The 12,609-nt window shown below is 39.0% G+C and carries 13 protein-coding genes; 10 read left to right on the forward strand and 3 right to left on the reverse strand.

Annotation, left to right across the window (positions count from 1 at the left end; all coding sequences use genetic code 11):
- The first annotated feature begins 62 nt into the window (after positions 1 to 62).
- From ACEN36_RS06790 to ACEN36_RS06800, 3 genes are read left to right on the forward strand one after another with little or no spacing between them, the layout of a single operon-like run.
- Positions 63 to 917: a DegV family protein gene (locus ACEN36_RS06790; protein WP_407126226.1), complete on the forward strand. Its 855-nt coding sequence runs from the start codon at positions 63 to 65 to the stop codon at positions 915 to 917.
- Positions 918 to 934: 17 nt separating this feature from the next.
- On the forward strand, positions 935 to 1,606 hold the full coding sequence (locus ACEN36_RS06795; protein ID WP_407126227.1) for an endonuclease III domain-containing protein: 672 nt from the start codon (positions 935 to 937) through the stop codon (positions 1,604 to 1,606).
- Between the two features lie 6 nt (positions 1,607 to 1,612).
- Positions 1,613 to 2,197, forward strand: coding sequence for a hypothetical protein (locus ACEN36_RS06800; RefSeq protein ID WP_407126229.1), 585 nt, complete (start codon positions 1,613 to 1,615; stop codon positions 2,195 to 2,197).
- A 130-nt stretch (positions 2,198 to 2,327) separates the two neighbouring features.
- Here the strand turns inward: ACEN36_RS06800 and ACEN36_RS06805 are convergent, their stop codons facing one another.
- Positions 2,328 to 2,471 (reverse strand): putative holin-like toxin, encoded by a 144-nt coding sequence (locus tag ACEN36_RS06805; protein ID WP_407096665.1) that lies wholly within the window; start codon positions 2,469 to 2,471, stop codon positions 2,328 to 2,330.
- A 241-nt stretch (positions 2,472 to 2,712) separates the two neighbouring features.
- Here ACEN36_RS06805 and ACEN36_RS06810 point away from each other — a divergent pair, with 241 nt between their 5' ends.
- From ACEN36_RS06810 to ACEN36_RS06825, 4 genes are all read left to right on the forward strand, one after another.
- Positions 2,713 to 3,564, forward strand: a complete 852-nt coding sequence (locus ACEN36_RS06810) for an aldo/keto reductase (protein WP_407126230.1) — start codon at positions 2,713 to 2,715, stop codon at positions 3,562 to 3,564.
- Between the two features lie 885 nt (positions 3,565 to 4,449).
- The gene (locus tag ACEN36_RS06815) at positions 4,450 to 5,121 is read left to right on the forward strand and encodes a hypothetical protein (RefSeq protein WP_407126231.1); all 672 of its coding nucleotides are present in this window, start codon (positions 4,450 to 4,452) and stop codon (positions 5,119 to 5,121) included.
- A gap of 15 nt (positions 5,122 to 5,136) precedes the next feature.
- Positions 5,137 to 5,595, forward strand: coding sequence for an 8-oxo-dGTP diphosphatase (locus tag ACEN36_RS06820; protein ID WP_407126232.1), 459 nt, complete (start codon positions 5,137 to 5,139; stop codon positions 5,593 to 5,595).
- A gap of 25 nt (positions 5,596 to 5,620) precedes the next feature.
- Positions 5,621 to 6,172 carry a GNAT family N-acetyltransferase gene (locus ACEN36_RS06825; RefSeq protein ID WP_407126233.1) on the forward strand — a complete coding sequence of 184 codons (552 nt, stop codon included), beginning with the start codon at positions 5,621 to 5,623 and terminating at the stop codon, positions 6,170 to 6,172.
- Between the two features lie 228 nt (positions 6,173 to 6,400).
- Here ACEN36_RS06825 and ACEN36_RS06830 read toward each other — a convergent pair whose 3' ends face one another.
- A complete protein-coding gene (locus ACEN36_RS06830) occupies positions 6,401 to 8,074 on the reverse strand; it encodes a hypothetical protein (protein WP_407096676.1) in 1,674 nt (557 codons plus the stop codon).
- On the reverse strand, positions 8,067 to 8,852 hold the full coding sequence (locus ACEN36_RS06835) for an ABC transporter ATP-binding protein (RefSeq protein ID WP_407102284.1): 786 nt from the start codon (positions 8,850 to 8,852) through the stop codon (positions 8,067 to 8,069). Before ACEN36_RS06835 ends, ACEN36_RS06830 begins: the two co-directional genes overlap by 8 nt.
- A 342-nt stretch (positions 8,853 to 9,194) precedes the next feature.
- Here ACEN36_RS06835 and ACEN36_RS06840 point away from each other — a divergent pair, with 342 nt between their 5' ends.
- The 3 genes from ACEN36_RS06840 (at position 9,195) to ACEN36_RS06850 (ending at position 12,591) form a co-directional block, all read left to right on the forward strand.
- Positions 9,195 to 10,085: a transporter substrate-binding domain-containing protein gene (locus ACEN36_RS06840; RefSeq protein WP_407096678.1), complete on the forward strand. Its 891-nt coding sequence runs from the start codon at positions 9,195 to 9,197 to the stop codon at positions 10,083 to 10,085.
- A 17-nt stretch (positions 10,086 to 10,102) separates the two neighbouring features.
- Complete coding sequence (locus tag ACEN36_RS06845) at positions 10,103 to 10,789, forward strand: amino acid ABC transporter permease (protein WP_407102283.1); 687 nt, start codon at positions 10,103 to 10,105, stop codon at positions 10,787 to 10,789.
- 131 nt (positions 10,790 to 10,920) lie between these two features.
- Positions 10,921 to 12,591 carry an FAD-dependent oxidoreductase gene (locus ACEN36_RS06850; RefSeq protein ID WP_407102282.1) on the forward strand — a complete coding sequence of 557 codons (1,671 nt, stop codon included), beginning with the start codon at positions 10,921 to 10,923 and terminating at the stop codon, positions 12,589 to 12,591.
- Positions 12,592 to 12,609: the final 18 nt, after the last annotated feature.

The following is a 12,609-nucleotide window of genomic DNA, read 5'->3' on the forward strand; positions in this document are numbered from 1 at the left end:
GCTATACTGGAGAAGAAAATGTAAGGGGTATAGCTTTAATTGGGAATCCAGGAGGAGAAATTATGAGGAAGATTATTTTTACAACGGAAAGTGGCGCAGATTTGCCAAAGGACTTAGCTGAAAAATACACTATCAAAACTGTACCGATGCATGTCGTGATGGATGGAGTCGATTACAAAGATGATGGCTCGCTTCCAGTATCTGACATTTATGATTACTACAATCGAACTAAAATGATTCCGTCTACAACATCTACGAATCCTAATGAATACGAAGAGCTTTTTGCGGAGATTAAACGGGATTATCCAGAGCATACGATCGTGCATATCGGATACACGTCAAAAGCGTCTTCTTCATTCCATAATGCAGAAATTGCTGCAGAAAACTTTACCGATATCCATTTGATCGATGCGTTAAATGTTTCGGCAGGATTATCGGTAGTCGTATTGCATGCGGCTGAGTTGTTGGAAGAGAACCCGGAGATTGCTTTAGAAGAATTATTGGCGAAAATTGAAGCCAGTGTTCCTAAATCAAGAATGGTCTTTGTTCCGGGCAGTCTGGAGTTCTTAAAAGCAGGTGGACGTGTATCTAATGCAGCCTATATCAGTGCCTCTTTGTTGAAAATTAAACCCGTGATTGAATTGGTTGATGGCAAATTGGTTTCCACTAAAAAGTATCGTGGAAAAATGAGTCGAGTGTCTGTCGAATTGATGCAGGATTATTTGAAAAAATACCCTATCGATAGAAAACAGCTTTACTTTGTGTTTTCAATTGGGTTAGACGACAGTATAAAAACTCAAATGGAAGAAGTTGCTAAAGAGAACGGATTTGAAAAAGTAACGTGGATTGAAGCTGGATCGGTCATTTCGACACATGGCGGTCCTGGTGCGTTTGGTATTGCCGGTTTAGAACAGTAAGGAGAACGTTTTTTGTTATGAAGAAAGAACTGGAGTTAAAGCAGCTTTATGAATTGTTGGATAAGTATGTCGAGGCTGGGACGAAGTGGCCGGCTGATACGGTATTTGAGATGATGTTAGGAGCTATTCTCGTCCAAAACACGACTTGGCATAATACGACATTATCGTTGACTCGGCTTGGAGAAGTGACGGGGTTTGATCCTGAAGTGATCGCTGACTTATCGACTGAAGAACTCAAAACACTCATTTATTCAAGCGGCTTTCACAAGCGAAAAACGCAGCTGATTCTGGAATATTTTAGTTGGCTGAAGAAGTATGCGTTTGATTTAGAGAAAATCAAGCGCAAGTACCCTGACAATTTGCGCGAACGGCTGTTGGAATTCAAGGGAATCGGGAATGAAACAGCTGACGTGTTGTTGCTGTACGCATTTGAAGAACCGGTCTTTGTAGCAGATACTTATGCGCTCAAATTATTCCGCCATTTAGGCAGTGAACACAGTACGGATTACCTGACATTGAAGAATTATGTAGAAAGTACCGGCACGTTCACGCTGAAAGAGTGGCAGAAGTTTCACGGGTTGATCGATGAATATGGAAAAGTTCATTTGCGGGGGAAACAAGTGGTTGGGCATCCACATTGGGAAGCGTATAGGTTAGTGATTAAACCAGATTCATCATCAGGAAGTTGATTAGTAGTGGACTTAATAGTCATTATGGGGCCTCAAGCTGTCGGTAAAATGACGGTGGGAAGAGAGTTAGAGAAAAAAATAGAGGCAAAGTTGCTTCACAATCATGAAACGATCGATTTATTTGCCAAGTTTCTCGGTTATGGGAAAGAAACTTTTCGTCTATCGGACCAAACGCGTAAAGAACTCTTCAAAGCTTTCGTCAGCAATAAGCAAAACGTTACCGAAAGCATTATTTTTACAGTTGTAGTAGCGTTTGATTTGATAGAAGATATCGATTTTCTAACTGAAATCAGTGAAATATTTCTGGAAGGACAAGGCAGAGTCTTTCTTATTGAACTGGAAGCAGATTTAGAGACTCGCCTGCAGAGAAACATTGGAGAAAGCCGCTTAGAAGCTAAACCTTCAAAACGAAATATTGAATTTTCTAGAAACGATTTACTAACGACGCACGAAAAGCATCGGTTAAATTCTTTGCCAAATGAGGTTACAGAAAAAATTAAACAGGTAAACTACCTCAAAATAGACAATACGCATCTAGAAGCGGAAAAGGTCGCGAGTAGAATAGCTGAATTTGTTCAAAATAATGGATAGTTTTTTACGTTTGTATTATAATCTTATTGAAGAGGAGATATGCGTGAACATATCCCCATCTTGTAGAACCGTTTAAGACGGTAGCTTTGAACAAGTTAAAAAATAACCGTTGCTGGCTAAAGCAAGACGGTTATTTTTTTTTGTCGTTTTTAGCGATTGCAACCACTAATGTGATTAAGGAAATCAATAGACTTCCAAACATTAGCATGAGTTGCAATGCTTCCGATACGGACAAAAGGCTTCTCCTTTCTAAGACTTCAGCACTTACATACATAAGCACCAACTCCTTTCAAAGATAGCCACCATCTTAACTTTTCTACCAACCAATTATAGCATAATCTATTATAGAAAAAGAATGCTAGAAGTATCTTTTCCCACCATGATCAGGACTTTTCAAGTGATTTTATTTACCGTCGAGTCTTTCATTTGGAATGGCAGATCTTAAAAAGATACAATAGAAGATGAATGAGGCAAGGCAATTGATGAATAGCTAGTGGAAGGGAAGGATGAGAAATATGGAGAATATTTTTGATACTGTTGAATTGAATAATGGTGTGAGAATGCCAGCTTTTGGACTAGGAACTTCTGGAAATAAAGATCAGACAGTCTGCAATGATACGATAAAAGCAGCGGTTGAGGCAGGTTACCGTCTGATTGACACCGCACAAATGTATGGGAATGAAGAGCAGGTAGGAAAGGCCATTCATCAAGTCGATCTTTCTGACAAGAACTTGTTCATTACCAGCAAGGTGGATAATCCTAATCACGGGTATGAGGCAGCCAGCAAAGCCATTGATGAATCACTGGAAAAGCTGGGACTCGACTATATCGATTTATACTTAATCCATTGGCCCGTCGTTGAAGGCCGAGGAGAGAACTGGAAGGAAGACAATATTGAAACCTGGCGTGCTTTAGAAGATGCTTATGAAGCGGGGAAAGTTAAAGCGATTGGTGTTAGTAATTTTATGGTAAAACACTTAGAAAATTTGATTGCCAACTGCCGCATCAAGCCGATGGTTAATCAAATCAGATTGCATCCTGGTGTGCTGCAAGAAGAAACAGTCGTTTTTTGTGAAAAAGAGCAAATCGTTGTGGAAGCTTGGTCTCCGTTGTCCCCAATCAAGCAAATGTCTGAGGATGATAAAGTGCAAGCCATGACCAAAAAATACGGAAAATCCGTTGCTCAGCTGTTACTGCGTTTCAGTCTGCAGCACAACTTTGTTCCGCTGACCAAGTCGTCTCATCCTGAACGGGTAGTAGAAAATGCGGATGTCTTTGATTTTAAAATCTCTGATGAAGATATGGACTACTTGAACAGCCTGAAGTTTGATGATTTAAAAGCACCGGATGTAGATGAAGAAAAATAATCTTTTTAAACAAAGCCAAAATTGTTTTTTGTCAGCAATCTTTAATAGTTTAGTGTATATGAATTAAGTGGGTGACATAATGCAAAAAATAGAAAACATGTTAAAAAAAATGGTTTGATTTAGAGAGTGTAGATATCAGTCGACTATTTGGTTCATATTTTAGTCTAGAGCTAGACAATATCAATGAATATACAGAAGGTAAGTATTCGATAGAAGAAATAGAGAATAGCCTATCGGTCTATGGAATTAAATACAATGAAAAAAGCGAGAAATATTTTTCGGAATCTTGGGGGCATTGTTTTCCTTTAAAGACATTAGATGGGGATCTAGTTTTATTAGTTATTACATTTGAAAAAGATAATTATGAATATTTTACAAGTAATTCTACAAGGTTACAGTTAGATTTGATTGTAGAATTGGGAGTAACAGAAGAAGATATAACTGAGCAAAATGATAAATATTATAGTTACAAAGGTGCTAAAGATATATTGGATAATTATGATAAATTTATCTAGGTTGAGTCAGTATGGTAATATGAGTATGAAAAGCCGTTATACTAGTAAAAGGTATTCGGCTTTTTTGTACATATTTTTTAAGATTCATTTTCTTTTTTATTCAGGTTTACGATTCGGAGAAAGAGTGACTTTACTGACTAGGTCTTGGAAGTATTGAAATGACATTCGGAATATATTTCACTTATATCCAAATGAGAATAACGACGTAACTAAACGACTGAATCAAGTTGGTAAACAAGAGTAGTTGGTTCTTGCAATTTTTCTCACGGGGAAAATTGCATCTGAAAGACATATATACCAATAACTTGACTGGGAAGGTGCTTATTATGTGGTAAAATGGAAGGAAATAGATATAAGGGAGTGAGAAATAGTGTCAGTTGAATTTTGGTTAGCAGCAGAAACTTTTTACAATACTACAATGGTTGCAGTGGCAGTTGTTATTCTAGTGTTGCTGATGTTGACCGGCATGATTTTAGGTTATTCAAAAAGTCGGCACAAGAAAAAGATTGCAGCAGGAGGTGGGGTCCTCATTTTAGGACTGAGTATCTGGCTCGTTGCAGGACATTTGAGATACAATGAATTTTTAGAAGTGAATGATCACGTAACACCTCTAGTGCGCGACAGACAAAAGACATTCGGTGATTACATCTATCGTTCTGAAGATGAGATGCAATATTTTGGCGAATTACATGATCCGGAGAGTGTTCGTGCTTTAGAAATGTACGAAGAAGAAACGGTCACTGAACCCATCATTTATGTGGGAAAAGATGCGAACTTTTACTATTTTGAACAAGATGATGAGTTGTTTAAGCAGCGCGCCAATGTCATTTTTGATACGAGCGCTGAAGAAACCGTAATGATTGGAACCACATTTCACTTGATGAATGAGTCGTTTTTTGAGATTGGCTTTCGAAATCCGCCTTACATTATGTATGATCGGATTGTAGTGAACCAAGAAGATACGGATGAATTGATTGATGTCGAAAATGATGACTTTGTGGATACTGCTGAAGAGCATTTCAGTAAAACTTGGTCTTTTTAAAGGTGGCAGGAAAAAGTGAGTAAAGTGATGTTAACCAATATGTGTATGATTACCAATAGCGAGAGCAACCAGGTTTTAGTGCAGCAACGGATAAAAAGTTGGCAAGGTCTAACCTTCCCAGGCGGCAAATTAGAACCGAAAGAGTCGATCTTAGATTCTGTTGTCAGAGAAGTTAAAGAAGAAACTGGTCTTCAAGTGTCTAATTTGAAACTGTGCGGTATAAAAGATTGGTATGAAGAGGAAGAAGATTTTCGCTATGTCGTCTTTTTATACCAAACAGCTGATTATCAAGGAGAACTATTGGCAGAAACCGAAGAAGGTACTCTGGAATGGATGCAGCTGAATGAACTGACTGAAGAAAACTGCTCTCCAGGATTTGCTGTTACACTAGAGGTTTTCAAAGATTCAGCAAAACAAGAACACTTTTATTATTACGATACTGCAACGAATATCTTACGCAATCAAGTGATGTAAACTATTTTAAAAGGTGGCTGGTGTGATGAATAAAGAATACATTTTTGCTGTACATAATCAGATTGATGGAGAACGGATTCGGTTGAGACCCATTCGACTAAGCGATGCGGAAGATATGTATGAGTATGCATCTGATGCAGAAACGACAAAATACGTCTTTGAAACCCATAAAAGTTTGGAAGACACGAAAGAAAATATTGCGAAATATTTCTTAGCCAGTCCTTTGGGCAAATTTGCTATTGAGCTGAAAGACACTCATAAGATGATTGGGACCATCGATTTGCGTGTAGATGAAAAGGACAAAAAAGCAGAAATGGGTTATACCTTGAATAAAGGGTACTGGGGAAAAGGGTATACTACGGAAGCTGCCAAATTAATGCTGCAGCTGGGATTCCAAGAATTAGAATTGCAGCGAATCTTAGCCGTTCATGATGAACGCAATCCAGCTTCAGGCAGAGTGATGGAAAAATTAGGAATGATTTGTGAAGGAACACTCCGAAACAATCGGTTTGTAAAAGAGGAATCTGTTACAGACAAAATGTACAGTATCTTGAAAGAAGAGTATTTTTCAAACTAAGTTGTTTTAGCGGCAAATTTGGTTAGGAGTGAGATAAATACTTGGAAATGGCTGTCGAGTCCACCTGGAATGGAAACAGGGAGAATATCGAAGAGAAGACGTTTAAAATCCATTTGGGTGTAGAGAAGAGTATCAAACGAGGCTAATAAACTGTATTAGCCTTGTTTGCATTGCAAAAGAAAAAGGCGTTAGCGAGTATATCGCTGGCGCCTTTAATCATTCGAGAAACTAATCGTGTTTAAATGAAAAGAATAATAATTTCATAGTAAGAAGCAGTAAGATGATGGTCAATATCCAGCCGCCGTAAGGAATGTAGCTGTCCAAAGCGTAATTGATAAGCCCAATGACTCCGGCCATGATGACAAATAAGATACTGGTCATACAGCCTTCAGAACTGTTCGCCGCGTTTCTTTCTTGTGAGAATGGGTAGTATTTCATAGTTGCTATCAAATAAACGAAGAAACTGCATGTCAATGCCAGAAAAGCATTCAAAGTGACGGACAGAGCGTCCCAACCAAATAGAAATAATAGAATAGTCCCAGCTGCTAAAAAGAGCGGGCATAAAATACGGATCCAAACGGCTTTGCCAGCTGCGATCACAAAATAGGGTTTATGCGATTTGGGACTTAGTTGAAAGGCCCAAGCTCCTTTGTAATAAGTCGAATATTTCATAGAAGCGACTATCTCCGGCACCAATAAAAGCGTGAAATAAAGGTAGTAAGCTAGATTCGTTTCTCTCAATTCAGCCAAATTAAAGCCATCAGAAAACGAAGTGAAAATCAAAATGACTGGCAAAAGGAAGGAAGTCAACAAAGAAGGATATATTCTTGTTTTGAACTCTCTTTCATTTTGAATCGTTTTCCATGTAAAGTGATAGTAAGGCATCTCTTCTGTATGCTGGCAAATCAACTTCTTCGATATGGTCAGCCAGCGACTGGTTTTTTCTGGACTTTGTTTATTAGAGGCAGCCAGCTGCATTAAGCTCTCTTCCATTTTTTCAGCATTTTTTTGGTAAAAAACGGCCAGTACAATAGACAATACTATCATCAAAATTACATAAAGGGCGTAATAAATCGTGACACCTTCTTGCAGCATTCCTAAAGGAGCCGCAAACCAGATGGGGAACAAAAAGACATGCCATAAATGAGGTATATAGACAATAAAAACATCTACAAAATCAAATACTCTGCCTAATAATTGGTAGCCGACCACCATAAAAATAGACAAACCGATTTGAGTATAAGAGATGATATTTTTTAATTTTTCCCCATCAAATTTCTTTAAGACAAAAGAATAAATCCCTAGAGTGAACAATAGTGTCCAAAAACAAAAAACGATCGTCAGAATAGTCACTAAAAGTCCAGGGACGATTCCATTCACGAAGTAAGTAACGATCACCACCGGACCACCTAAAACCAGTGTAAAGGAAAGCAAATAAATGAACACATGCGTAGTTTTGACGGCATTTAATGTTTTCTTGGAAATAGGTTTCGTGCCCAGCAATTCATAGTCTCTGGTGTCCAATAAAATGGCAGAAAAACTGGCGATCAAGTTGGACAATAACATGATAAACAAATAGCTGAAATAAATAGTGTATTGCCAGATCCAAGAATCTCCTATAAATAAGAAAATCACTGTAAAACAACTGATTAGCAGATAAGCTCCCAATGACCGAAAAAAAGAGTTGCCTTCTTTTTTAGCCGGTTGATCTTGGCCTAATAAATTAGGTTGACGTCCGTCCATAATCAATTTGTTCTCAATGATCAAACGTAATGTTGCGTAATCAATATCATTTTTGAGGTAAATCACTTTAAAAAAATCCATTATTTTCAAGATGACTGAATCCTGTTTGGGTGAGAGATTTGTTTCCAACGATTCCTGATTATTGAAAAAATCATTCATAGACCGATTCTCCTTTCATGGCATCCAGAAAGGCGGCGGCTAATTCTCCTTGCTCATTAAAGCCGGTCAGTTGATTGAATAAATGTTCCAGAGTACTATCTGCTTCTTGAGAAATTTCTTTAAAACTACCGTCTGCCACAACTTGCCCGTTATTCAAAATGAGGATCCGGTCGCTTAACTTTTCAACAGTATCCATAATGTGTGAAGAGTAAAAAATCGTTTTTCCTTGTTCTTTCAAACGTACTAAAATTTCTTTGATGACTAAAACACTGTTTGCGTCCAAGCCATTTAACGGCTCATCCCAGAATAGTAAATCAGGATCATGCAGCAGGCTGGAGATGATCAATACTTTCTGACGCATCCCTTTGGAAAAAGTTTCCAGACGTGCATGAAAAGAAGATTCGATGCCTAGAGCCGTCATCATTTGATAAGCTTTATGAAGGACGACTTTCTCTTCCACTCCATACAGCTGCCCCATAAAGACCAAGTACTCTGCAGCAGTTAGCGTTTCGTAGAGATCTGCATTCTCTGGCACATAACCGATGCGCTTTTTATAGTCCTCTTGATTGTTTTGCAACTTCTCGCCAAAAATATGTATTTCACCGCTATCTTGAGACAATAACCCCATAATGATTTTAACTGTGGTGCTTTTCCCAGCTCCGTTTGGTCCAATGTAGCCAATGATTTGTCCAGGGTAAACTTTAAAATCGATACCTGTTAACACTTCTTTTTCGCCAAAGGCCTTTTTAACTTGCTTCATTTCGATGATGGGTTCCATAGTTCTGCTCCTTTTTGAATAGCATCAGATAACAATCTATTTTTAATAAGAATAACCGAAAACGCTTAAGAAAAACAGAGGAGATTGTAGTTTTTTGCACAAAAAGCAGATATTAAACTAAGTTAAACAGATGAATAATACAGTTTCTATCAGCTGTTTTTTGGAGGAATATAAACAATATTGTTTATGATTATTCCTTTAAAGTAGGCTATTTTAAAGCCTTTCACTAAAAAAGAATACAATTTTGTGCTTGAAGTCGAGCTTTTTCTCATGATGGTTTGACGACAGATAATCACACTGTTACTATTTGTAAGGTGATTAAAAAGAAAAGAGGTTTTTAAGTTGAAGAAAAAAAGCACGTGGTTAACGACTTTACTTGCAGGTGCACTGTTCTTTGTTGCAGCTTGTGGGTCACAAGCCGATACTGGAGAAGAAAATGATGAGGAAGAAGCTGCTGAGGCACTTGTTTCAAGAGGCTGGGAAGAAATTAAAGAAGATGGCACGTTAAAAGTCGCTACATCAGGAACCTATTTCCCTAACTCATATCATGATGGGGATACAAATGAACTAACCGGTTTTGAAGTCGAAATTATACGCGAAATCGCGAATCGTTTAGGATTGGAAGTAGAGTTTACTGAAATGGGCGTAGACGGAATGTTGACGTCATTAAACAGTGAACAAATCGATATTGCAGCTCTTGGGATCGACCGTGATGGAGAAAATGCCGATAAATACAATTATACTATACCGTATAAATATTCTTTCGGATCTATGGTCGTTAGAGAAACAGACAACTCTGGAATCGAAACGCTGGAGGACTTAAAAGGGAAAAAAGCAGCTGGTGCAGCGACAACTTCTTACATGAAAGTAGCTGAACATTTTGGAGCAGAATTAGTAGTTTACGATAATGCAACCAATGATCAATACTTGTGGGATGTAGCAAATGGACGTACAGACACAGTATTGAATGACTACTATGGTCAAACAATGGCACTAGAAGCGTTGCCAGAAATCCCTGTAAAAATATTGGAAGATGTTTTCTATAATCCAAGTGAAACCAATTACGCTATCAAAAAAGGAAACGATGAATTAACGGATCAAATCAATGCTCAGTTAGAAGCGATGCATGAAGATGGCACGCTAAGTGAAATTTCGAAAGAATTTTACAATGGGGAAGATGTAACCGTTGAAAAAGATTATGATTTCCGTGAAATTGATGTTTCTGCCTACTAAGGAGTTGGAAAAAGACGATGTCTGGAATACAATGGCAATACATTTTTGATCCACAACTCGCGTTAGAAAGTATTCCTTTTATACTGAAAGGATTGCCTTACACTCTTGGAATTGCTCTAGTCAGCACCATTTTTGGAACGATCATTGGTTTTTTTGTGGCTATTATGCGGATATCGAAGATCAAACCATTGGAATGGATCGCCCGCTTTTACATTTCTTTTATGAGAGGAACGCCGGCTCTGGTACTGCTTTTTTTATTGTACTTCGGATTGCCTTTTATAGGGATTCAATTTGATGCTGTGACAGCGGCTGTGATTGGGTTCAGTATCAATTCTGCTGCCTATATTGCTGAGACGATTCGTTCAGCGCTGTCTTCCGTAGATCATGGGCAATGGGAAGCAGCTTATGCTCTTGGATTGAAAAAATCCTTTATTATGCGCAAGATCATCATTCCTCAAGCAGCTCGGATTGCGATTCCGCCATTGAGCAACGTGATGCTGGACATTATCAAAGGTACATCCTTAGCAGCGATGATCACAGTGCCGGAGATGTTTCAAAATGCCAAGATCGTTGGTGGACGAGAATTTGATTACATGACGATGTACATCTTAGTAGCCGTTGTGTATTGGGTCGTCTGCAGTTTATTTGGCTTCTTGCAGGAGTACTTGGAAAAACGCACGTCAGTTTATGTAGAAACGCATTAAGTAAAAAAACAGCAACGTAAAACTAGCTACTAGTCACGTTGCTTTTTTTTGTACATTTGTTTCTTCAAATTTTATGAATTGTAAGTTACACTAAAAGAAATCAGTGTCACTTAACTAAGGAGGAAAATGCGATGAGAATCATTGTGATCGGCTCGGTAGCTGCAGGAACATCGGTAGCGGCTAAAGCCAGAAGAAATACAGAAGAAGCAGAAATCGTTGTCTATGAACAAGGAAAAGATATCTCATATTCCGTTTGCGGAATCCCCTATGCTATTGGAGGAGAAGTGGGCAGTATGGATAAATTGACTCCGCGTGATACCCAATGGTTCAAGACACGCTATAATGTGGACGTATTAACAGAACATAATGTGGTTCGCATTGATAAAGATCATAAAACGGTCCAAGTCCGCAATCTGAGAACGGGCGAAGCTTTTCTGGACCATTACGACACACTCGTATTAGCAACAGGAGCAAGACCCTATACTCCGTCGCCATTTGACAAAAGGACATATTCCAATGCATTTCAAGTTCGCACAATAGAAAATACGCGCCATATCAAAGACTATATGGAGAACCATTCTGTCAAAAAAGCAGTCATTATCGGAGCCGGATTTATTGGTATGGAGATGACTGAACAGTTGACCAATCTAGGGATAAAGGTCAGTGTAGTGGAGTTTTCTGATCAAGTGATGCCCTCTTTGGATGCGGATATGGCTTTTCGAGTGGAAGAACACTTAGCAGAACATGGAGCAGAACTTTATCTTGGGGACACGGTTGCTGAGATTATGGGAGAAGAGAAAGTGGAGCAGCTTGTGACCACTAAAGGACAGACTTTAAAAACAGACCTGGTTATCTTAGCGGCTGGCGTGCGTCCCAATACGGAGTTGGCAGAAGAAATCGGAATCGATTTAGGCGAGTCCAAGGCAATCAAAGTGAATCCTAAAATGCAGACGTCTATTCCTGATATCTATGCAGTAGGAGATGTAGCGGAAAGTTTTTCAGTTATTACAGGACAGCCTCTTTACCGTCCGCTGGGTTCGACAGCGAATAAAATGGGGCGTATTGCCGGAGATGCGATAACAGGCGGTCAATTAGAACACCGCGGCATACTCGGTACCGGCATTTATCGCGTATTTGACCTGCACATTGGCCAAACGGGTTTGACAGATAAAGAAGCAGCTCGACAAGGATATGACGTAGAGGTCCTTTACAGTATCAAACCAGATCATGCCGACTACCTGGGCGGCACAGAATTGACGATCAAAGCATTAGCGGATAAAGCTTCAAAAAGAGTTCTAGGCGCTCAAATTGTAGGGAAGAACGGCGTGGATAAACGGATCGATGTCTTAGCTACAGCGATCACGTTTAAAGCTAAAGCAGAAGATTTGTTCCATTTGGACTTAGCGTATGCGCCTCCGTTTGCAACGACAAAAGATCCTGTGCTGTATACGGGGATGGGACTGGATAATGCATTGAATCGCAATCCGTTGATGACGCCGGAATTTTTAGTAGCGTGTCAAAACAAAGGCGATAATTTGCAGATTATCGATACACGCTCCAAAAAGGATTACGAGGTTTCGCGGGTGAAAGGTGCCGTGCATATTCCTTTAGCAGAACTCCGTGACAGAATCGGCGAGCTGGATAAAGCGATTCCCACAGTAACGTATTGCAATAAAGGAGTTACGGGAAATGCTGCTCAAAATATTTTGCTGAATATGGGGTTTGAATCGGTATATAATTTATCTGGGGGAAATAAAAACTATCAACTGTTCCAAAAAATGATGCACCGTAAAATGGACTAAGTATATCCTAACGGGCTT

Source organism: Desemzia sp. FAM 23989 (assembly GCF_045528345.1).
GTDB lineage: Bacteria > Bacillota > Bacilli > Lactobacillales > Carnobacteriaceae > Desemzia.